Source organism: Ruminococcus flavefaciens ATCC 19208 (assembly GCF_000518765.1).
Lineage (GTDB): Bacteria > Bacillota > Clostridia > Oscillospirales > Ruminococcaceae > Ruminococcus > Ruminococcus flavefaciens.
On record NZ_JAEF01000023.1, the window covers coordinates 63,102 to 85,007 of the forward strand.

General features: G+C 45.7%; 18 protein-coding genes and 1 tRNA gene. 15 read left to right on the forward strand and 4 right to left on the reverse strand.

The genetic code is table 11. The features are described 5' to 3' along the window. The first annotated feature begins 108 nt into the window (after positions 1-108). Entirely contained in the window at positions 109-837 is a 729-nt protein-coding gene (locus tag L870_RS18440) for a ComEA family DNA-binding protein (RefSeq protein WP_051411440.1), read from the forward strand. Positions 838-998: 161 nt separating this feature from the next. Here L870_RS18440 and L870_RS0106225 read toward each other — a convergent pair. Then, positions 999-1,073: transfer RNA gene (locus L870_RS0106225), tRNA-Gln, on the reverse strand. 84 nt (positions 1,074-1,157) lie between these two features. Then, entirely contained in the window at positions 1,158-2,624 is a 1,467-nt protein-coding gene (locus L870_RS16820; RefSeq protein ID WP_080676364.1) for an MATE family efflux transporter, read from the reverse strand. Positions 2,625-2,850: 226 nt separating this feature from the next. Between L870_RS16820 and L870_RS0106235 the strand changes: the two genes are divergently transcribed. The 6 genes from L870_RS0106235 (at position 2,851) to L870_RS0106260 (ending at position 7,124) form a co-directional block, all read left to right on the forward strand. Beyond that, on the forward strand, positions 2,851-3,405 hold the full coding sequence (locus L870_RS0106235; protein ID WP_028517414.1) for a Maf family protein: 555 nt from the start codon (positions 2,851-2,853) through the stop codon (positions 3,403-3,405). Positions 3,406-3,639: 234 nt separating this feature from the next. After that, positions 3,640-4,908 carry a DUF1015 domain-containing protein gene (locus tag L870_RS0106240; protein ID WP_028517415.1) on the forward strand — a complete coding sequence of 423 codons (1,269 nt, stop codon included), beginning with the start codon at positions 3,640-3,642 and terminating at the stop codon, positions 4,906-4,908. Next, positions 4,908-5,147 carry a DUF3781 domain-containing protein gene (locus L870_RS0106245; protein WP_028517416.1) on the forward strand — a complete coding sequence of 80 codons (240 nt, stop codon included), beginning with the start codon at positions 4,908-4,910 and terminating at the stop codon, positions 5,145-5,147. Before L870_RS0106240 ends, L870_RS0106245 begins: the two co-directional genes overlap by 1 nt. 11 nt (positions 5,148-5,158) lie before the next feature. Next, positions 5,159-5,878: a CPBP family glutamic-type intramembrane protease gene (locus L870_RS0106250; protein WP_028517417.1), complete on the forward strand. Its 720-nt coding sequence runs from the start codon at positions 5,159-5,161 to the stop codon at positions 5,876-5,878. Positions 5,879-5,890: 12 nt separating this feature from the next. Next, on the forward strand, positions 5,891-6,364 hold the full coding sequence (locus L870_RS0106255; RefSeq protein WP_028517418.1) for a GNAT family N-acetyltransferase: 474 nt from the start codon (positions 5,891-5,893) through the stop codon (positions 6,362-6,364). A 10-nt stretch (positions 6,365-6,374) separates the two neighbouring features. Beyond that, positions 6,375-7,124, forward strand: a complete 750-nt coding sequence (locus tag L870_RS0106260) for a tRNA threonylcarbamoyladenosine dehydratase (protein WP_028517419.1) — start codon at positions 6,375-6,377, stop codon at positions 7,122-7,124. 79 nt (positions 7,125-7,203) lie between these two features. Here the strand turns inward: L870_RS0106260 and L870_RS0106265 are convergent, their stop codons facing one another. Both L870_RS0106265 and nudC read right to left on the reverse strand, forming a co-directional pair. Continuing rightward, complete coding sequence (locus tag L870_RS0106265; RefSeq protein ID WP_028517420.1) at positions 7,204-8,487, reverse strand: O-acetylhomoserine aminocarboxypropyltransferase/cysteine synthase family protein; 1,284 nt, start codon at positions 8,485-8,487, stop codon at positions 7,204-7,206. 251 nt (positions 8,488-8,738) lie between these two features. Further along, positions 8,739-9,557, reverse strand: coding sequence for an NAD(+) diphosphatase (gene nudC / locus L870_RS0106270; protein WP_028517421.1), 819 nt, complete (start codon positions 9,555-9,557; stop codon positions 8,739-8,741). A gap of 494 nt (positions 9,558-10,051) precedes the next feature. Between nudC and L870_RS0106275 the strand changes: the two genes are divergently transcribed. The 8 genes from L870_RS0106275 to rlmD all read left to right on the forward strand — a co-directional run bounded on the left by L870_RS0106275 (position 10,052) and on the right by rlmD (position 21,853). Next, complete coding sequence (locus L870_RS0106275; RefSeq protein WP_028517422.1) at positions 10,052-11,776, forward strand: DEAD/DEAH box helicase; 1,725 nt, start codon at positions 10,052-10,054, stop codon at positions 11,774-11,776. 468 nt (positions 11,777-12,244) lie between these two features. Continuing rightward, positions 12,245-13,060 carry a sigma-E processing peptidase SpoIIGA gene (locus L870_RS0106285; RefSeq protein WP_028517423.1) on the forward strand — a complete coding sequence of 272 codons (816 nt, stop codon included), beginning with the start codon at positions 12,245-12,247 and terminating at the stop codon, positions 13,058-13,060. A gap of 17 nt (positions 13,061-13,077) precedes the next feature. Then, positions 13,078-13,776, forward strand: coding sequence for an RNA polymerase sporulation sigma factor SigE (sigE, locus tag L870_RS0106290; RefSeq protein ID WP_028517424.1), 699 nt, complete (start codon positions 13,078-13,080; stop codon positions 13,774-13,776). A gap of 286 nt (positions 13,777-14,062) precedes the next feature. Continuing rightward, positions 14,063-16,096 (forward strand): single-stranded-DNA-specific exonuclease RecJ, encoded by a 2,034-nt coding sequence (gene recJ, locus L870_RS0106295; RefSeq protein ID WP_028517425.1) that lies wholly within the window; start codon positions 14,063-14,065, stop codon positions 16,094-16,096. A gap of 15 nt (positions 16,097-16,111) precedes the next feature. Next, positions 16,112-18,409 carry a RelA/SpoT family protein gene (locus L870_RS0106300; RefSeq protein WP_155250151.1) on the forward strand — a complete coding sequence of 766 codons (2,298 nt, stop codon included), beginning with the start codon at positions 16,112-16,114 and terminating at the stop codon, positions 18,407-18,409. A gap of 12 nt (positions 18,410-18,421) precedes the next feature. After that, positions 18,422-19,063 (forward strand): MBL fold metallo-hydrolase, encoded by a 642-nt coding sequence (locus L870_RS0106305; protein WP_028517427.1) that lies wholly within the window; start codon positions 18,422-18,424, stop codon positions 19,061-19,063. After that, positions 19,053-20,531: a coproporphyrinogen dehydrogenase HemZ gene (hemZ, locus tag L870_RS0106310; RefSeq protein ID WP_028517428.1), complete on the forward strand. Its 1,479-nt coding sequence runs from the start codon at positions 19,053-19,055 to the stop codon at positions 20,529-20,531. The genes L870_RS0106305 and hemZ overlap by 11 nt, the downstream gene beginning before the upstream one ends. Continuing rightward, a complete protein-coding gene (gene rlmD, locus L870_RS0106315) occupies positions 20,495-21,853 on the forward strand; it encodes a 23S rRNA (uracil(1939)-C(5))-methyltransferase RlmD (RefSeq protein WP_028517429.1) in 1,359 nt (452 codons plus the stop codon). Before hemZ ends, rlmD begins: the two co-directional genes overlap by 37 nt. The last annotated feature ends 53 nt before the right edge of the window (positions 21,854-21,906 follow it).

Here is a 21,906-nt window from a genome sequence, read left to right on the forward strand (position 1 = left end):
CTCAGCAGAAAGTCAGCCTTTTTCAAAAGTTCCTTATGTCGTTTTTTGTCGTATCCTGTCGTTTTACAGAAAAGACGACATTATGCTGTTTTATAAGAGGTGATGTACTTGAAAGACAAAAATCCTTTCAAAACGTACCTTCTCTTTATACTCTGCGCATTTATAATCATCGGAGCAACAATATTCTATTTCAGAACTGCCGACACAAAGAAAAATAACTCAACTATTATTTTCGGTGAAAAAACTGTTGCCCCCACTACTCAGCCCGTAAAAGAACTCACTGATATCACAACGTCCAAAGCTATAAAAAGCACAACTTCTGCCAAAACAGTAACAACCAAAGTCACAACAACTGCTGTTACAGAAAAAATATACATTGACATAAATTCAGCAGAAGCAGATGAGCTTACACAGCTCAAAGGAATCGGAGAGGTACTTGCAGGCGAGATCATAAGCTACCGCATAAACAACGGCAGATTTCGCAATATAGAGGAAATAATGAAAGTCAACGGCATCGGTGAAGGGATTTTCGCTGATATACGTGATCATATCTTCGTCATTGATCCGGTTTATGATGAAGATGTACAGGAGGAGTCTGTTCAGGAAAGCGAAGAAGTGACCGAATATACTCCGACTCTTGAGGAGCTTGCTCCCATAGATATCAATACAGCAGATATTGATACACTTATGCTGCTCCCTCATGTTGATGAAGATATCGCCAATAAAATTATTAACTTCCGCGAGCATACACAGTTCCGAAATGTTTATGAACTGTTGCTCATAGAAGGACTTTCACAAAATGATGTGGGAGATATCGTTCCGTATGTAACGACATAAAAAGCTGCGCAAGAGGAAAACTTACGCAGCTTTTGTCTTTTTATTGCCATTTTCGTATAAAACTAATCACTAAAAACTAACGCCTAATAGCAATATTATGATTTATACATTATTCACTATTCATTATTAATTAAGCCCATCACGTAAATGATGGGCGTTTCTGGTTGGGGCAGCGGGATTTGAACCCACGAGTGCAGGAGTCAAAGTCCTGTGCCTTACCGCTTGGCTATACCCCAAAAAATCACTATAATATTATAACAAAAATCCTGCAATAAATCAATACCGCAGGATTTTTATTTTTATTTTAACAATATTTTTTATCAATACCATTCACGTTCATGCATATCCTTGAATTCGTGCATTGCCATGATAACAGCAACTATGGCAGCAAGACCGTCTGCAATAGGTCCTGTATACATTATACCGTCTATCTTAAAGAACAGCGGCAGTACGATAAGAAGGGGCACGAAAAACAGTATCTGTCTCGTAAGTGAAAGGAATACGCCCTTTATGGACTTACCTATTGATGTAAAGAATGTGGAAGTTATAGGCTGCAAGCAGTTTAGCCATGTGAAGAACATTGATATCCTGAAGAACTTGGCACCGAATTCATAATAGCCTTCGCTTGCGTCCTTGTTTGCAAATACGCTGAGTATCTGTCTCGGGAAAAGCTGGAAGCATATAAATGCTACCACTGAAATAGCCGCTCCTGTCTTTAAAGCCATCCAGAATGCACTTTTTACCCTGTCGTAATTCTTTGCACCGTAGTTGAAGCTCTCAATAGGCTGAGTACCCTGTGCAAGTCCGATAACTATTGAAAATACTATCATATTGACCTTCATTACTATTCCTGCAACGGCAATTGGGTCATCTGCACCGTACTTTGAAAGCGCACCGTAATGTCTGAGCGAATTGTTGAGAACTATCTGAACGACTGCTATAGCTATCTGATTGAAACAGGAAGCCATGCCTATTGAGAATAATCTGCCGACTATATTTGCCTTCGGGAAAAGATGTCTGCCGAAAAGATAAACTGTCTTGAAATTAAAACAGTATACGATAACAATAACAGCCGAAATAAACTGTCCTGCTACTGTCGCTATAGCTGCTCCCTTCATTCCCCAACCAAGTCCCAGTACAAGCACTGCGTCCAGTATCGTGTTGATAACAGCACCCGTGATATTACATATCATCGTCATTTTAGGACTTCCGTCAGCACGTATGATATGTCCGCCGCCTGCTGTGAGGATAAGGAACGGGAAGCCAAAAGCTGTGTACTTTACGTATTCCTGCGCATAAGGCAATACCGCATCTGTAGCTCCGAAGCGTTTAAGCAGCGGTGTAAGGAAGGTCAGCGTGACCACCGACATTATGATACCGCTGACTGCCAGAAGTGAAAGTGCGTTTCCAGCAAAGTACGGGGCTCGCTTCTTGTCGCCCATACCAAGCGTAAGATTAAAGCACGAAGCACCGCCTATACCAAAGAGAAGTGCCAGTGCCATACAGCCCGTTGTAAACGGGAAAGCGATAGAAGTCGCTGTGTTTCCGAGTGTACCGACTGCCTTTCCGATAAACAGCTGGTCTACCATATTGTACAGTGCGCTTACAAGCATACCGACAATACTCGGGATAGCGAACTTCATCATAAGTGAACGAACAGGTGCATATCCAAGAGGATTTCCGCCCATGCCCTGCGGCGGTCCTCCTGCTCCGCGCGGTGGTCCGCCAATCCCCGTAGGTGGTCCTCCTGCTCTTCCGGAAGGGTCTCCGTATCCATTTTCATTCATGTTTTCTAAACCTTCTTTTTCTAATTTCCAAATACTTTCCTATTATACACCTTTTATAGCCAAAATACAATAGCGTTATAAAAAAATAATATCAAAAAAAATATCAATACAAAAGGTTATTTATGATGCAATTTCAACAAATAGGAATATGTACCGTCTTGACATCAGGCTGTGTATGTGGTAAAATTATTAATAGTATATATTAATGCAAAATTGGAGTAAACACATGAAAATAATACTTGCTTCAGCTTCGCCGAGACGGCGTGAGCTGATGAAATATATAACCGAGGACTTTGAGGCTGTGTCTATGGACTGCGACGAGACTCTCCCCGATAATATCGCTCCCACAGCGGCTTCCGAGTACCTTGCGGTGCTGAAAGCAAAAGCGGCTGCGGAGAAATATCCCGACTGCGTTGTTATCGGCTGCGATACTACAGTCATATGCGAGGACGAGATACTGGGAAAGCCAAAGGACAGAGCCCAGTGCATAGCCGATATATCAAAGCTCTCGGGCAAGGCACATCAGGTCATCACAGGCTGCTGCATAATCAGCGGCGGCAAGGTCAGTTCATTCTCGGAAGTGACCGATGTTACATTCAGAAAGCTCACAGCTGCCGAAATAGAGGCATATGCCGACACCGACGAGCCCTATGACAAGGCAGGCGGTTACGGCATACAGGGAAAAGGCTCTGCGCTCATCGTCCACATTGACGGAGACTTTTTCAACGTTGTGGGACTTCCCGTAGCAAGACTCTTTAACGAATTGAAAATTCAGGATTGAGAATTAATATGTTCGCTTCGCTCACATATTTAAATATTATCGCCGCAGGCGATACCATAACTTTCAACTCTCAATTCTCAACTCTCAACTTTTAAGTGTTGTTCACGGACTGCCAAATAAGCAGTGCCCCAAATCTGTGATTTGGCTGGCAATGCTATATGCAAAGCTGGCAGCCCCTACACTAATCACTAAGCTCTATAAACTAAAAACTTAATTATAAAGGAGTACCCAATCATGAACTCAACCGCATTTCATTCTGCTGACATTCTTATCCCAAAGGACTGCGATATGCACAAGTGGTCCGTTATCGCCTGTGACCAGTACACAAGCGAGCCAGAATACTGGGACGAGGTGAGCAAAACAGTCGGAAACGCACCGTCTACACTCAACCTCATTCTCCCCGAGCTGTACCTCGAACAGGACGGCGTTGCACAGCGTATCGACAATATCCACTCTGCTATGGACAAGTATACTGCTGACGGTATCTTCACAGAGTACAAGGACGCTATGGTCTATGTTGAGCGTATCCAGAGCAACGGCATACTCCGTCAGGGAATCGTTGGTGCTATAGACCTTGAAAAGTATGATTTCTCAAAGGGCAGCACATCAGAGGTAAGAGCTACCGAAGCTACAGTTATCGAGCGTATACCTCCCCGTATCAAGGTAAGACAGGGTGCTCCACTTGAACTCCCACATATTATGATACTCATTGACGACCCGAACAATACAGTTATCGAGCCGCTGGCAAAGAGCGTTTCGGACGACAGCAAGCTCTACGATTTTGAGCTTATGCAGAATGGCGGCAGCATAAAGGGCTGGCTGGTAGACAAGTCCGCACAGGAGAATATCGACAAGGCTCTCTGCGCACTTGCCGATCCTGATACATTCTGCAAGAAATACGGTCTCAGCAATACTCCTGTACTCCTCTATGCTATGGGCGACGGAAACCACTCTCTTGCTACTGCAAAGGAGTTCTACGAGCAGCTCAAAAAGGCAGATCCCAATAAGGATCTTTCAAATCACCCTGCTCGCTATGCTCTCGCTGAGATAGTTAATCTCCACAGCGATGCACTTAAATTCGAGGCTATACACCGCCTTGTATACGATGTAGACTGCGACAAGCTCATTTCCGAGCTCACTGCTGCACTGGATCTCTCAGAGACTAAGGAGTCCGACCAGTACGTTATCTGCACCCGCAAGGGCGTTGAAAAGAAGCTCTACATCAACAAGAAGTCATCAAATCTGTCCGTTGGTTCGCTCCAGAACTTCCTTGACGGCTATATCAAGGCAAACGGCGGCAAGATCGACTATATCCACGGTGCTGACACAGTTAAGTCACTTGCCGAGAAGCACAACGGAATCTCCTTCGTTCTGCCTGATATGGACAAATCTCAGCTCTTCCCGACTGTTATCAAGGACGGTGCACTCCCGAGAAAGACTTTCTCAATGGGTCACGCTGAGGACAAGAGATTTTACATCGAAGCAAGAAAGATCGTTGACTAATGGAACTTCTGAAAAACCTCGCCAAGCTTCACACCACGGAGCTTGGCGTTCTGCGTATAAAACGAAATCTCGGTATCGAATGTGATGATACAGTTGCATGGTGCAGGGACAGGATAAACTCTCCCGATGCTGTTATCGAACGCAAAGGCAAGAACTGGTACATAACGGTGAACGACTGTATCATTACCGTAAATGCATATAGCTATACAATAATAACTGCACATAAAGCAGTTACATAAGAGGTATCGTTATGAATAAAACAAGTCATCTGAAATACTTTCTGCCTGCTCGCTGCATATTATTCCTGTTCATCTTTATTGCAGGAGCTTTTATCATGAAGCAGGAAGTCAGTGATATATCAAATTGGTGGTCAATAGTCGCAAGTGCCGTAAATATATTGACTATATTTTTCCTTGTTATATCTGCAAAAAAAGCAGGCAGCAGCTATGGTGAACTTATCGGCTTGCAAAAGGGAAAAACTCCCGTAAAGAAAATGATACTGCTTATAATCGGCTTCATTTTCATCGGTATGGCAGGACTTTACGGCGCAGGCTATATCTGCTACGGAGTTCTCCCCTATTCATCGCCCATGATGGTAGAGCCAATTTCGCTTATACTTGCAATACTGAACATCGCCGTACTGCCCGTTACTACTGCGCTGGCTGAGGACGGTCTGTACCTCGGCGGCGGTGTGAACCAAATAAAAAGCAAGTATGCGGCAATACTTGTACCAGCCTTTTTCTACGCGCTTCAGCACTGCTTCATACCTACGCTGTTTGACGCAAAGTACATGATATACAGATTTATCTCATTCCTGCCGCTGACTGTTATATTCTGCATTCACTACCATAAAAACCGCGATCCCCTGCCGATCATGATCGCTCACGCTATCCTTGACCTTGCTACAGCAATGACAATACTTGCAACATCTGCCGACCATAGCCTGTACGAAAAAATGATAAATATTTAAAGGAACAATAATATGAACATACGACGATTTGAACCCAAAGATGCCGAATCAGTTTCGGCTGTTGTTATAAAAACTCTCAGAATATCAAACATTAAGGACTACCCTGCGGAGCTTATGGAGGAGGTAGTTAAAAGTATGCAGCCCCAGAATATCCTCGAACGTGCAGGCTGGACGCATTTTTATGTAGTCGAGGACGGTGATAATATAATCGGCTGCGGTGCTATCGGTCCTTACTGGGGCAAGGAGGACGAGAGCAGTCTCTTCACTATATTTGTTCTTCCCGAGTATCAGGGCAAGGGCGTGGGCAGAGGTATCATCGAAACTCTCGAAAAGGACGAGTACTTCCTCCGTGCAAAGCGTATAGAGATACCCTCGTCTATCACAGCCTGTCAGTTCTATCGAAAGCTCGGCTACGACTACAAAAACGGTATTGCCGAAATTGACGAGGAACACGTTTACCGCCTTGAAAAGTTCAGGGAAGTATAAGGAGTAAAATATGTCCGATATTTTTTCAAGAACAGAGCTTCTCGTTGGTGAAGAAGCTATGGATATACTGGCGAATTCCCGCGTTGCCGTTTTCGGTGTCGGCGGTGTGGGCGGATATGCCGTTGAAGCTCTCGCCCGTTCGGGAGTGGGTGCACTCGACCTCATTGACGATGACAAGGTATGCGTGACCAATATAAACCGTCAGATAATCGCCCTCGGCAGCACTGTGGGTATGTACAAGGTTGACGCGGCTGCGGAGCGTATACACGACATAAATCCCGAATGCAAAGTCACCTGCCACAAGATGTTCTATATGCCCGAAACTGCCGATAAACTGGACTTTTCACAGTACGACTACATCGTTGACGCTATCGACACCGTAACGGGCAAGATAGAGATAATCATGCAGGCTCAAAAGGCAGGAGTTCCTGTAATAAGCTCTATGGGTGCAGGAAACAAGCTTGACCCAACTGCATTTGAGGTGGCTGATATCTACAAAACTTCCGTATGCCCCCTTGCAAGGGCTATGCGTTATCAGCTGAAACGCCGCGGCATCAAGAAGCTGAAGGTAGTCTACTCAAAGGAGCAGCCCATAGTCCCACAGGGACAGGCAGTTGATGACGGTTCGGGCAATACCGATATGCGTACAGGCACTGCAAAGCGTTCAACTCCTGGTTCTACGGCGTTTGTGCCGTCAGTTGCAGGACTTATTATCGGCGGCGAAGTAATAAAAGATCTTATAAAACTGAAAAAAACGTGAAAAAGGACCTCTCTTGCGAAAGGTCCTTCTTCATTAATGGCATATATTTTTATGTGTAACATGATCTCAGAAGCTGTTTTTACTTCACAGCGTCAAAACCATGCTGGAGATCTGCAATGATATCGTCAATGTGCTCTGTACCTATGGAGAGTCTTACTGTTGTAGGCTTGATACCTGCTTCAAGAAGCTCTTCTTCGCTCATCTGTGAGTGAGTTGTAGATGCAGGATGAATAACCAGTGACTTAACATCGGCTACGTTTGCAAGAAGTGAGAAGAGTTCGAGACTCTCTGTGAACTTCTTTGCGTCCTCGGCTGTGCCCTTTATCTCAAATGTGAAGATAGAAGCTGCACCGTTGGGGAAGTAATTGTCGTATAATTCCTTTGCTCTGCCTGTTTTCAGTGAGGGGTGGTTCACCTTTGCTACCTGTGGGTGGTTCTTGAGGAAGTCCACTACCTTGAGTGCATTCTCTGTATGACGCTCAAGACGAAGTGAAAGTGTTTCGAGTCCCTGTAAGAGCAGGAATGAGTTGAAAGGCGAGATAGTTGCGCCCTGATCTCTCATGAGAGTTGTACGAAGCTTGAGTATGTATGCAAGGTTTCCGCAAGCCTCTGTGAATACAACTCCGTGATATGAGGGATTCGGCTTTGAAAGACCGGGGAATTTATCGTTCTGTGCCCAGTCAAATTTACCTGAGTCGATAACTACACCGCCCATTACGGTACCGTGACCGCCGATGAACTTTGTTGCAGAATGTACTACAATATCAGCACCGTGCTCGATAGGTCTGAGAAGATATGGTGTAGCAAAGGTATTGTCCACGATAAGCGGGATACCGTGCTTGTGAGCGATAGCCGATATAGCTTCGATATCTATAACATCTGAATTAGGATTGCCAAGAGTCTCAGCGTAAAGAAGCTTTGTATTGGGCTTGATAGTCTTTTCAAAGTTTGCAGGATCGGAAGGATCAACGAATGTTGTTGTAAGTCCCTGCTCGCGGAGAGTATTGTTAAGGAGATTGTAAGAGCCGCCGTAGAGGTCTATAGAAGCTACGATGTGATCTCCTGCTGTTGCGATGTTCTGTATTGCATAGCTGATAGCTGCTGAACCTGATGCCGTAGCAAGTGCGCCTGCACCGCCTTCGAGAGCTGCTATTCTCTGCTCGAACACATCAGAAGTAGGATTCATGAGTCTTGTGTAGATGTTTCCGCCCTCTGTAAGTCCGAAACGTCCTGCTGCCTGAGCAGAGTCCTTGAAAACGTATGAAGTAGTTGCGTATATCGGAACTGCTCTCGCATCTGTTGCCGGATCCGGCTTCTCCTGACCTGCGTGTATCTGTATTGTCTCAAATTTATAATTGCTCATAACTGAACTTCCTTTCAAAAATTAATTATTATTTGTTGTTTACTATTATTATTTGATTTTCCGACACATTCGCTCGGAATTGATTATCTCACGTATATCCCTCATTTTATGCACCTCTGTGTTTTTCTTTACTCATATCATACCACAGCAATAGGTATTTGTCCAATACATATGAATTATCATCGGTTATAGTTTTAATCTATAACCACAAACAAAAAAATTCCCGAGAGATCATCTCGGGAGATTTATCGTTATATTTTGCCTTCCTTGAATACCTGCATCATCTCGTTTGTAAGGCTGTGGCTGTAGGGCTGTAGAACTATGTCCTCACGCTTTACCCATTCTGCGTATTTAAGCTCGCTTTCGTCCATATGTATCTCGCTGTCACCTTCCGCATCGCAGAAAAATCCAACAAGTATATCCTGAGCCATTCCCCAGGGCTGAGACTTGTAATACCTGATATTCTTCACCTTTACGCCTGTTTCTTCCATTACCTCACGCTCTACAGTCTGTTCGAGAGTCTCGCCTATCTCCGTAAAGCCTGCAACAAGGGCATTATGCGCAAATCCGCTGCGGTATTTGGTTATGAGTATACTGTCGCCCTTGGTCACTCCTACTATTACAGCAGGATTTATCCTCGGATATACCGTATTTCCGCATCTGCTGCATTTAAGTGCACGTTCCTTTTCGTGAAAGGCAAGCTTTTCTCCGCATTTTCCGCAGTAGATGTTATCTGTGTACCATTTCCACAAATGATATGCAGTAAAAGCTGCAAATAACTCCTTACCGCTGCACTTGTCCCTGAGCTGGCGCATTGTCATATACTCAAACGATGGATAAGAACGCTCAAACTGAGTAAGTGAGATGAAATAGTTCCTTTCATCAACAGAAAAGGCATAGACACTGCCTATAGCGTCGATATCGCTGCCCTTCGGAAAAACCATGTTCCCGTCAGTGATATTTACAAGCAGCCTTCCCTCTGAATCAAAAAACAGTATCGTATCATCATTTGTCATAGTGTACGGTATGTACTTGTTGTCCAGTCTGCTCGGATATATGTCCTGTATCATTTTACCACCCTTTGCAACATTATATGTTTATATACATTATACGCCATATTGCTTCATTTGTCAATTGCAGCGTGACGCTGCACCCTTGCTCCGCGATAAAGTTTTTTTGAAAGGCATACCGGTCTCCGCGAGACAGCATATTCAAAGAGCAAATATCATCGCGTGATAGCGTGACGGCGCAGATCCTGCGCTCCTTTACTCGGCGGATATCATAAGATACCACGAACTGCCACAGGCAGCCCCTACATTGCGCTCATTTTCGCTTTCAGCGTAATTAACGGACGACCAATGGTCGTCCCTACAGTGCGTCATTCAAAGTTTACGCGTGATTGGCGGGAGCCCGAAGGCGGCGTCACATACACTCCCCTCTACTCTTTACTATCTCTCACTAATCACTATGCACTAACCACTAATCACTATAAACTCTTGACCTTTTCGGCAATTTGTGCTATTATAGTTTGTATTGGAATAAATGGAGATAAGAAAGGATACATATGCATTTTAATGAACTGAATTTATCACAGGAGCTTCTTCGTGCTGTAGATGAGCTGGGATATACGGAGATGACGGAAATACAGCAGGAAAGTATCCCCCTGCTCCTTGAAGGTCGTGACGTTGTGGGACGTTCTAACACAGGTACGGGAAAAACCGCAGCTTTCGGAATACCTGCCGTTGAGAGCATTACCGAAGCTGACAGAAAATCAGCTGTTGTCCTTATACTCTGCCCTACCCGTGAGTTGGCTATGCAGGCCAATGAGGAGATACGAAAATTCGCCAAGTACAAGGAGGGTGTGAAGTCCTCTGCTGTATACGGCGGCGCAAGCATGGAAAAGCAGATACACGAGCTGAAACGCGGTGCTAATATAATAATAGGTACTCCAGGAAGAGTCATGGATCATATCCGCAGAAGGACTCTGAAGCTTGACAATATAAGAACAGTTATCCTCGATGAGGCTGACGAAATGCTGAATATGGGCTTCCGTGAGGACATAGAAACTATACTTGCCGATATGCCCGAGAACAGACAGACTGTTCTATTCTCCGCAACTATGCCAAAGGAGATAATGGCTATCACCGAAAAGTATCAGACCGATCCTGTACATATAAAAATAAAGTCAGCACAGAAAACGGTAGAGCTTATCGAGCAGTTCTACTTTGAAGTGGCTATGGGCAGAAAGACCGATGCACTGAGACTTCTCCTTGCGGCTTATAAGCCATCATCGGCTATGGTGTTCTGCAATACAAAGGCTATGGTCGATCAGCTCACTGAGGAGCTTGTAAAACACGGATTCCGCGCAGCAGGTCTCCACGGCGATATGAAGCAGATTCAGCGTACTCAGGTAATGAACAGCTTCAAAAACAAGTCCACGGAGATACTCGTAGCTACAGACGTTGCCGCAAGAGGAATAGATGTAAGCGGAGTCGATGCAGTTTTCAACTACGACCTGCCGCAGGACAACGAATACTATATCCACCGTATCGGAAGAACAGGCAGAGCAGGCAGAACTGGTACTGCTTATACTCTCATAAGCGGAAGAAGACAGCTCTTTGACCTTCGCGCCATAGAAAAGTACACTCACGCCGAGATACGCGAAATGCCCCTTCCCGACAAGGCTGATATCATAGCCATGAAAAAGGAAGCTGTTGTAAAAGAAATTTCCGAGACAGCCGCAGGTCACGATGCTTACGATATACTGGACAGACTTGCATCATCAGGTATCGACTACCGTGAAGCTGCCGCCAGAGTTATCGCTCAGATGCTCAGGGCTGAGACTGAGTCTCTCCCTGACTTTGAAAAAGCAAAGCCTCTCAGAAAGGGCAGGAACAGCGGTGCAAAGACTGTAAAGATAGTTATAAATATCGGACGCAACCGCAGGATAGCTCCTAATTTCATACTGGGCGCACTTGTTGACGCTACAGGCATGACAGGCAAGGATTTCGGCAAGATAGATATATTCAACGATCATACTACCGTTGAAGTTCCCGAAGCCGAGTCAGAGTACATAATTGAGAGTACGGACTCCATAAAAATAAACGGAAATAAGGTGGAAGTCAAGCTCTATAAGGGCGGAGAGAACCTTGTCCGCAGAGGCAGTCGCCGTCCCGACGACAAGCCACGTTTTGACCGAAAAAAAGCTGCTTACGGCAGTAAAAACAAGTCCGAGATATACTCGGATTATATACCAAATCGTAAAAAACGCATGAAGAAAAGACACTGAGAGGTGATTTGAATGAGCACTAAACATACTCCGGAGAAAAAAACATGGATGCGAATCGTAGTTCTTGCACTGGCAGGACTTATGATAATAGGAGCGATCGTTCTCCCCTTCCTTTAATATGCAGCAGGGCTGCGGTTTCAATTTGAAGCCGCAGCTTTTCTTTTTCAGTGTATGAGTTATTAGTGGTTAGTGCATAGTGATTAGTGAGCAGAGAGTAAAATTGTAGGGGTTGCCTTTGGCAATCCACGAATTACGGATTACAAATTACGAATAAAACTGTCGTCCTAATAATTATGCATTATGAATTAATACAGGCGTTCCCAAATTTATCGTCACGGGCTGTCGAGAACGCCAGCCCCTATATTTTCAACTCTCAACTCTCAACTTGCTAACGGCTAAGATATGACATATTTTTCGGACTCGCTGCATTATAATGATAGTACAAGACAGCAAGTCAGGAGGTGTCCCATGCAGACTATATACGTTGATGTACTGATAGTGCTCAATATATATGTGAATTTCTTCCTGCTGCGCATTACCTCAGGTCTTACCCATTCACCACTGAAAACAGGCAGATGTATCGCAGCATCCTTATACGGGAGCTTCTTTTCCCTCATCATTCTGCTCCCCGAGCTTGGTACTGCCGCCGCATTGCTTATAAAAACTGCTGTAGCAGTAAGCATAGTTGCTCTTGCATTCCGGATACACGGCAGAAAGCGGCTGATAATAAATACAATTGCATTCTTTGCAGCAAATTTCGTACTTGCAGGCACGGTCTACGGCGTTTATTCTCTTTTCAAGCCTGAGTTCATGCACTTCAACAACGCCTGCTTCTACATTGATTTCTCACTGGTACTGCTTATACTAACAACAGCAGTGCTCTACGGAGCTGTAAGACTTCTCAGGATATGGCTGGACAGGTCTCCCGATGACAGCTACCGTGTGTTTATACGCAGCAATGGCAAGATAATAACTGTAAATGGCCTTGCGGACACAGGTAACGTTCTTGTGGACTATTTCAGCGGCTCACCTGTTATAATCTGTGCAGCCGAGTATTTCTCGGAGCTTACAGGCTGTAGACTTGATATCGAGAATCTTCCGCGGGGATTCAGACTGCTGCCATATTTCGCAGTATCGGGAAATGGTCTGATACCTGTTTTTCGTCCAGATGAGATAATGATATGCAGCTGTACAAGCGGAGACAGAAAACCTGTTGACGCTGTTATAGGCTTCGGAGAATGCGGCGGAAAGGCTGTATTCAACCCGAAGCTGCTGAAAATGTAGAAAAGAAGGAGAAAAATATGAACATCATCGAAAAAATCAAAGCATTTCTGCAAAAGCTTACGCATGGAGAAGTCTTTTACGTCAACGGCTCGGATACACTGCCGCCCCCTCTCACAAAACAGGAGGAGGAAGAAGTTTTCGCAAAGCTCATGCTTCACGACCCCGAAGCAAGAAACTGCCTTATCGTACATAATCTGCGGCTTGTGGTCTATATTGCGAAAAAGTTTGAATCCACGGGGATAGGCATCGAGGATCTCGTTTCTATAGGCACAATCGGACTTATCAAGGCTGTAAACACGTTCTGTCCGACTAAGAACATCAAGCTTGCCACATATGCTTCGCGCTGTATCGAAAACGAGATCCTCATGTTTCTGAGAAAGTCATCTCAGTACCGCAACGACCTGTCTATTGACGAACCGCTGAATATAGACTATGACGGCAACGAGCTCCTCCTGTCTGATATTCTCGGAACTGACGAGGATATCGTAAACAAGGGCATAGAGACAGAGGCTGAACGTGAGATACTCAGAAGCGCTGTAGCCGAGCTTGGTCAGCGTGAACGGGAGATAATGGAAATGCGCTTCGGACTAATTGACGGCAAGGAAAAAACACAGAAGGAAGTGGCGGACTGCATCGGCATCTCACAGTCATATATATCAAGACTTGAAAAGAAAATAATCAAAAAGCTCCGCGTAAAGCTCGAAAGCATCTCCTGACGGGCTGAGTGAGCACTTACCCTTTAGCCTGTTGGGACGACCATTGGTCGTCCATATAACCCGTAACCTTATATACGCTGTAACAATGTGTTGAGAGCGTTCACTACAATTCTAATCACTATTCACGATCTGCATCGCTTGCGTTGATAGATTTGGGAGCGGCTTTCTCAGTTCTTAGCTCTTAGTTCTTAAGGGCTAATCTTTTTTCGCTGCGGCTGTTGATATTTTCATATATTTATGTTATAATAATATGTTGTGTATATTATACTTTTTCGGGAGTAGTTGTATGAAAAAATGGACAGTCGGTGTACCCGACAGAAAAACTGTATCTTCACTTATGCTCAGCTGCGGAGTAAGCTCTCTTGCTGCCGCAGCTCTTGCCGCAAGGGGGTATTCCTCACCTGAGTCTGTTATGGAAGCTCTCAATGTCTCCGAGCTCTCAGACCCTTTTCTCATAAAGGATATGCAGAAAGCTGCTGATACCATAAATGCCGCCATCGACAGCGATGAACGCATTTGTATTTACGGTGATTACGACTGCGACGGCATTATGTCCGCAGTCATTCTGTATTCCTTCCTTGCAGAGTCAGGTGCGGACGTTTTCTATTATATCCCGGAACGTTCCGAGGGATACGGGCTCAACATGAAGGCTGTCGACAGCATAGCCGCTGAGGGAGCTTCTCTCATAGTAACTGTCGATAACGGTATTTCCGCTATTCCCGAAGCTGAATATATCTACTCCAAGGGCATGAAACTCGTAGTCACAGACCATCACCAGCAGGGTGAACAGCTGCCGAAAGCAGAGGCTGTTGTTGACCCGCACAGGCATGACTGCTTTTCCCCTTTCAAATATATGTGCGGTGCAGGTATCGCACTGAAGCTTGTAGCCGCTCTTGACGGCGGCGATTATACTATGGCTCTTGAACAGTTCGGCGACCTTGCCGCTATTGCTACAGTTGCCGATATAGTAAGCCTTACAGGCGAAAACCGTTTCCTTGTCTCCTACGGTATGGAGCTTATAAACAACTCCGACAGACCGTCAATTATAGCTCTTAAAGAGGTCTGCGGACTTACGGACAAGCCTGTAAATTCTCAAGCTGTCGGCTTCGGACTGGCTCCGAGGATAAATGCCGCAGGACGCTTCGGCTCACCCAAAACAGCAGCAGAGCTGTTCCTGTGTGAAGACTACGATGAAGCCCTTGAAGCTGCCCGTGAGCTGGACAAGCTCAACAATATGCGCAAGGACACCGAAAACTCAATTATTTCCGAAATAGAAGCCATGATAGATGAAAAGCCTCAGCTTCTCCGAGGAAGAGTTATCTTTCTCTGCGGCAATGGCTGGCATCACGGTGTTATAGGCATTGTAGCTTCGAGGATATCCGAGAAATTCGGAAAGCCCTGCTTCTTAGCCTCAGACTCCGACGGCGAGATAAGGGGTTCAGCCCGTTCATTCGGTGATTTCTCGGTATTTGGCGCACTTACAGCCTGCTCCGATGTGCTTGAAAAATTCGGAGGTCATGTGGGTGCAGGAGGCTTCACCATAAAAAACGGAAAGTCTGATGAATTCGGTCAGCTCCTTGAAAAATACGCTCTCGAAAACCACAGGGTAATGCCTTTGCCCGAGCTTAAAGCCGATATTCCCATCACTCCAACGGAGCTTACCGTTGAGAATGTACAGGGACTCAGCGTTCTCGAACCCTTCGGCACCGATAACGAAAAGCCGCTGTTCTACATAAAAGAAGCTGAGATAACTGATATCATGCCCCTATCCGAGGGGGCGCACACAAAACTGCGCATAAAGCTCGGCATCACTCAGGCTGATGCGCTGATATTCAGAAGATCGCCTCAGGAGCTTGGTCTTTCAAAGGGCGATATATGCGATATGATCGTAAATCTCGGTATAAACGAATTCCGCGGAAAAACCTCGGTAAGCATAATTGTAAGCGATATACGCCCCCATATGTTCGAGCAGAGTAAATACTTCGCGGCAAATTCCGCTTTTGAAGCCTTCCTGCGAGGGGAAGAATTGCCTCAGAACTATTACCCGAGTATGTATCCGTCACGAGATGACGTTGTACAGATATACAAGGCTATCCCCGATGAGGGAATATGCTCCGATACGCTGTATATAAGGATAAGCGGCAGGAGCATCAATTACTGTAAATTCTGCATAGCCACAGAAGCTTTAAGACAGCTTGGTCTTATAACAGTATCCTGTGCAGATGCAAAAATAAAAAGAGTCAGGGTCTCGCAGAAAGCCGATCTGGACTCGGCTGCCGTGCTTGTTTCACTCAGGAGCAAGCTGACAAAAAGCCACTGATAAAGGAGAATAGATATGACCGAAGACATGAATATATCAAATCTCATACATCACGAAAGAGAAGTCCCCATACCCGAAACGGCTTTTCCCAACGATTCCGCAGACTTTCTCAAGGATATCCCTGATTTCAAAGACGATTTCACTATAGAAAAAATCATACAGAAGATACTCACAGACGACAGGCAGTATGACCTGAGCAAAATAATCTCAGCCTATGAATTCGCTGCAAAGGCTCACGAAGGACAGAAGCGTTCATCGGGTCAGCCATATATCACTCACCCTCTGGCTGTAGCCTATACCCTGCTTGAACTGGGTATGGATACGGATACCATATGTGCCGCTCTGCTCCATGATGTAGTTGAGGATACCGACGCCACCCTTGACGACCTGAAAAAGCGATTCGGCCAGGACGTTGCACTTCTGGTCGACGGCGTTACAAAGCTGAGCAAGATCCCAACCTCCACAAAGGAGGAACAGCAGGCAGAGAATATCCGTAAGATACTCCTTGCCATGTCGCAGGATATCAGAGTTATGATAATCAAGCTCAGCGACCGTCTGCACAATATGCGTACACTGAAATACCGTCCACTTGAAAAGCAGCGAAATACTGCCCTCGAGACTATGAACATATATGCTCCTATCGCCCACAGGCTCGGTATCAGAGCCATGAAGGAGGAGCTTCAGGACCTTGCCTTCCACTATCTCGATCCCTATGCTTATTCCGAGATAGAGAGCATTCTTGAAAACAAAAAGGAAGAGCGCGAGGCATTCATCGAGATAATCAAGAGCCGTATCGCACAGCGCTTCAAATCAGAGGAATTCACACAGCCGCCTCAGATAGACGGTCGTGTAAAGAGCATATACAGCATCTACCGTAAAATATTTATCAATCACAAGAATATCGATGAGATATACGATAAATACGCTGTACGTATCATCGTTACCACTATTGCCGAGTGCTATAACGTTCTCGGACTTATCCATGATATGTTCAAGCCTCTGCCCAACCGCTTCAAGGACTATATCTCCACCCCAAAGAATAATATGTACCAGTCTCTCCACACCACTGTTCTCGGCAAGGAGGGTATCCCCTTCGAGGTACAGATACGTACATGGGATATGCACGAAACAGCCGAATACGGTATCGCAGCCCACTGGAAGTACAAGGAAGGCATTCAGGGCAAGGACAAAATGGAACAGCGTCTTGCATGGGTACGTCAGGTAATCGAAGCCCAGCAGACCTCAGATGACGTTGAAGAGATAGTCCGCATAATCAAGACAGACCTTGATCCTGAGGATATCGTCGTTATGACTCCTAAGGGTATGTCTGTGAGCCTGCCTGTTAATTCAACTGTCATCGACTTTGCTTACCGTATCCACACCGAAATAGGTCACAAGACCACAGGTGCAAAGGTGGACGGAAGGATAGTACCTCTGGATTATAAGCTCCAGACAGGTCAGATATGCGAAATAATCACCAGTAAGGATCCTGAAAAAGGTCCTAACCGTGCATGGCTTAATATAGTCCAGACCAACGAAGCCCGCTCGAAGATACGCTCATGGTTCAAGAAGGAACGCCGTGATGAAAATATCATTGAGGGCAAGACTCAGCTTGAACACGAATTCAAGCGTCACAGGATAAACCTGAAAGAAGAACAGTACACTGAGTTCCTGCAGGACGACTTCAAACGCCATAACTGCGATACACTTGAAGATTTCTATGCTTCCATAGGCTACGGCGGTATACTTCTCTCAAAGATTATGCCACGCCTTAAAGACAAATACGAAAAGCAGTATGAAAATGACGAAGAACCGTCTGTAGTACCGCTCATCAAGCCCAAGCCAAACGGACGCAGCAGCATAGTCCTCGACCAGATAGACGATATGCTCATAAAATTCGCTCAGTGCTGCAATCCTCTCCCCGGAGATGATATCATCGGCTTTATCACCAGAGGTTACGGCGTATCGGTACACACCACAAGCTGTACCAACTACAAAGCTGCTCTGGCAAGAAACAATCCCGAGGAGCTTGACCGCTGGGTGGATATACAGTGGACTGACAACAGCGATACCCAGCTCCAGACAAGCTTTGAGGTAACCGCTACGGACAGAGTGGGACTTGTCTATGATATTTCCGCTATCCTCTTAGAAGCAAGAGTGCCTATCGTACATTCCGCATCGAGAGTCCTCAAAAACGGAAACGCACTTTTCGAGGGTACTATCGTTATCTCAAGCACGGAACAGCTCAAAAACCTCTTTGAGAAGCTCAGAAAGATAAAGGGCGTTATTTCCGTAGAAAGAGCCGCTATTTAAGGAGTAATGAACATGAAGATACATCATTTACAGCTCGGACCTCTCCGCGCTAACTGCTATATAGTCGAGACTTCCCCCGGCAGATGCGTTGCCGTTGATATCGGCGGCGACAGCAGACTTTTCCTCGAATTTCTCAAAATGAGAAAGCTCCGCCTTACAAAGATACTTCTCACCCACGGTCATTTCGACCACATCGGCGGCGTTGAGGAAGTACGCAAGGCTACGGGAGCTGAGGTATATATCCATGAGCTTGACGCACATATGCTTGAAAGTGCAGCTCATTCACTGGCTGCAGATATGTCATTCATGACATTTACTCCCGTTACCGACTGGACCTGCGTTTACGGCGACTGCTATATAAACGACGGAGAATGCGAATTCCGCGTGCTCCATACACCCGGCCATTCACAGGGCAGTGTGTGCTATATATGCAATGACGCTATGTTCTCGGGCGATACTCTTTTCTGCTGCTCTGTGGGCAGAACAGACTTCCCGGGAAGCAGTGCTTCCGCTATGACCTATTCGCTGAACAAGATATACCATCTTAAAGGCGATTACAAAGTATACCCCGGTCACAACGAAACAACCACCCTTGACTATGAACGCGAATCGAACCCGTATCTGGGACAATTCAGAGGAAAAAATGACGACTGATAATTATAAAATGCCGATTGTACTGATCGGCAATTCTTTTAAATACGAGATAGAAGCCACATTGAAGCTCTTCTTCAATACCGCCCGTTATTCCTTCGGAAGTGACCGCAGCGAGGCTTCGGGCGATGCATATGTGATCGCTGAGGTTAGCGGTGATACTCTTTCCACAGAGGTAAAGCTCCGCGGAGAAGCTCCCGTAGAGAGAAGCATTACTGTTGATGAGACTCAGGACAAGGAGCATGAGATATGCCGCCTTATCTATCATATTCTCTCCGAAAAAACAGGCATTGCTCCTCCGTGGGGACTTATGACAGGCATCAGACCCGTGAAAAAGGTCATTGAGCTTATGCGTCAGGAGCTTCCCAAAGATGAGATATTCGCAAGGCTCAGGGACAAGTATGAGGTCACGGATAAAAAATTGCAGCTTGCCTATGATACGGCTGTAAATCAGCTCCCCATACTTGACAGAATAGACAGCTCGGCTGTTAGCCTGTACGTATCTATCCCCTTTTGCCCCACAAGATGCAGCTACTGCTCATTCGTGTCTCATTCTATGGACTCCGCTGTAAAGCTCATGCCCGAGTATATTTCCGCACTCTGCCGCGAGCTTGAAATAATCGGAAAAATAGTTAAGGACACCGATACAAAAATAGATACTATCTACTTCGGCGGTGGTACTCCTACATCTGTTTCGGCACAGGAGCTCTGCACTATCATGAAGACTGTGGAGAAAAACTTCGATCTTGACAAGGTACGCGAATACAGTGTTGAAGCAGGCAGACCTGACACTATAACCGAGGAAAAGCTCCGTGTCATAAAGGAGCTTGGTGCAGAGCGCATCTCGGTAAATCCTCAGACTCTCAACGATGAAGTGCTGAAAGTCATCGGCAGACAGCATTCGGGCGAGGACGCTATAAAAGCCTTTGAGCTTGCAAGGAAAGTGGGCTTCAAGAATATAAATACCGACCTTATTGCAGGACTGCCTACGGAGTCCGCCGACAGCTTCCGCCATACTCTTGACCGCATGATAGAGCTTGACCCCGAAAGCATTACGGTACATACCCTGACTATAAAGCGTTCAGCAAATCTCTTCGAGAGCGGCAGTGCCAATATAAAAAATCCTGCGGCTGAAATGGTTGACTACAGTATCCCTGCACTCATGTCTCACGGCTATCTGCCTTACTATATGTACCGTCAGAAGAATACCGTGGACAACCTTGAAAACGTGGGCTACGCCAAAAAAGGCTTTGAAAGCTATTACAATATTTTTATTATGGACGAAACTCAGACCATTCTCGGTGCAGGCTGTGCGGCTTCCACAAAGCTTGTCTACCCTGATGGCAAGATTGAGCGTATCCATAATTACAAGTTCCCTTACGAATACATCAGAAGCTTCGACAAGCTTATGGATAAAAAAGAGGAGGTGACGGAATGCCTGAGAAAAATCAAGTCTGTACAGCCGAAATAACTGCACTTACTTCCGAGGGAAGCGGTGTATGCCGCGTTGGCGGTATGGCTGTATTTGTACCCGAGACCGCTGTAGGCGATGTGTGCGAGATAAAGATAGTAAAGTTGCTGAAAAGCTATGCTTACGGCATCGTAGAGAAGATAATAACTCCCTCGGCTGACCGTATCGAAAACACCTGCCCTGTCTATAAGAAGTGCGGAGGCTGTCTGCTGAGACATATCTCATACGATGCTGAGTGCCGCACGAAAAACGATATAGTCCGCGACGCTTTTGAACGCATAGGCGGACTTTCTCCCGAATTTGACAACTTTCTCGGTGCTGAGGAGACCGAGCACTACCGCAACAAGGCTCAGTACCCTGTAGCCAATATCGACGGAAAGGCTGTATGCGGCTTTTTCGCCCCAAGAAGCCACCGTCTTGTACCTGTTACGGACTGCGCTTTGCAGCCGAAAATGTTCCGTGATATCCTCGATACTGTTATAGCTTACATAAATGAAAAGAAAATATCCGCATACGATGAAGCTTCAAATACGGGCATAGTCAGACATATCTATATCCGCCGCGGCGCACATTCGGGCGAGATTATGGTCTGTATTGTTGTCAGAAAGGACATATCCCGTCAGCTTTCCGCGCTATGCCGTCAGCTTTGTGAGAAATTCAGCGGCATAAAAAGTATCATTATGAATATCAACGACAAAAAGACCAATGTCATTCTCGGTGAAAGGTGCGTTACTCTATGGGGAACTGACACTATCTCAGATGTAATGTGCGGAAACACCGTGGAGATATCTCCCCTTTCCTTCTATCAGGTCAATACCGTGCAGGCAGAAAGACTCTACAGAAAGGCTCTGGAATATGCTGCGCCAAAGGGCAACGAAGTAATTGCCGACCTCTACTGCGGTGCAGGCACTATAGGTCTTTCAATGGCTAAGCAGACGAAAAAGATAGTGGGTGTGGAGATAATACCTCAGGCTGTTGAAAACGCTAAGAAAAACGCCGAGCGCAACAATATAACTACTGCGGATTTCTACTGCGGAGATGCAGGAGAGGTGTTCGGAAAGCTCCGCAGGAAGGGCTGTGCTCCCGATATAATCGTAGTTGATCCGCCGCGAAAGGGCTGCTCGGCTGAGACTATAAACGTTATCGCAGAAGCTGCTCCGAAGAAAATAGTCATGATTTCCTGCAATCCTGCTACTGCTGCAAGAGACGCGAAAATGCTGAGTGATAAGGGCTACAGCGTGGATAAGGTCTGCGGAGTCGATCTGTTTCCAAGAACAGGTCACGTTGAGTGCGTCGTATTGATGTCAAGGGATAAGGCGTAAAAGTGCCGATTTTACGGCAGTTTTCGGCTATACAGTCAATCTGCGAAGTCAAC

Coding starts and splice junctions, on each gene's coding strand:
- sigE (WP_028517424.1), top strand. CDS start 13,078: ATGAACATCATCGAAAAAATCAAAGCATTTCTGCAAAAGCTTACGCAT.
- L870_RS0106250 (WP_028517417.1), top strand. CDS start 5,159: ATGAATAAAACAAGTCATCTGAAATACTTTCTGCCTGCTCGCTGCATA.
- L870_RS0106245 (WP_028517416.1), top strand. CDS start 4,908: ATGGAACTTCTGAAAAACCTCGCCAAGCTTCACACCACGGAGCTTGGC.
- L870_RS0106255 (WP_028517418.1), top strand. CDS start 5,891: ATGAACATACGACGATTTGAACCCAAAGATGCCGAATCAGTTTCGGCT.
- L870_RS0106305 (WP_028517427.1), top strand. CDS start 18,422: ATGAAGATACATCATTTACAGCTCGGACCTCTCCGCGCTAACTGCTAT.
- L870_RS0106275 (WP_028517422.1), top strand. CDS start 10,052: ATGCATTTTAATGAACTGAATTTATCACAGGAGCTTCTTCGTGCTGTA.
- nudC (WP_028517421.1), bottom strand. CDS start 9,557: ATGATACAGGACATATATCCGAGCAGACTGGACAACAAGTACATACCG.
- L870_RS0106265 (WP_028517420.1), bottom strand. CDS start 8,487: ATGAGCAATTATAAATTTGAGACAATACAGATACACGCAGGTCAGGAG.
- L870_RS0106300 (WP_155250151.1), top strand. CDS start 16,112: ATGACCGAAGACATGAATATATCAAATCTCATACATCACGAAAGAGAA.
- L870_RS0106240 (WP_028517415.1), top strand. CDS start 3,640: ATGAACTCAACCGCATTTCATTCTGCTGACATTCTTATCCCAAAGGAC.
- L870_RS0106260 (WP_028517419.1), top strand. CDS start 6,375: ATGTCCGATATTTTTTCAAGAACAGAGCTTCTCGTTGGTGAAGAAGCT.
- L870_RS16820 (WP_080676364.1), bottom strand. CDS start 2,624: ATGAATGAAAATGGATACGGAGACCCTTCCGGAAGAGCAGGAGGACCA.
- L870_RS0106285 (WP_028517423.1), top strand. CDS start 12,245: ATGCAGACTATATACGTTGATGTACTGATAGTGCTCAATATATATGTG.
- recJ (WP_028517425.1), top strand. CDS start 14,063: ATGAAAAAATGGACAGTCGGTGTACCCGACAGAAAAACTGTATCTTCA.
- rlmD (WP_028517429.1), top strand. CDS start 20,495: ATGCCTGAGAAAAATCAAGTCTGTACAGCCGAAATAACTGCACTTACT.
- L870_RS0106235 (WP_028517414.1), top strand. CDS start 2,851: ATGAAAATAATACTTGCTTCAGCTTCGCCGAGACGGCGTGAGCTGATG.
- hemZ (WP_028517428.1), top strand. CDS start 19,053: ATGACGACTGATAATTATAAAATGCCGATTGTACTGATCGGCAATTCT.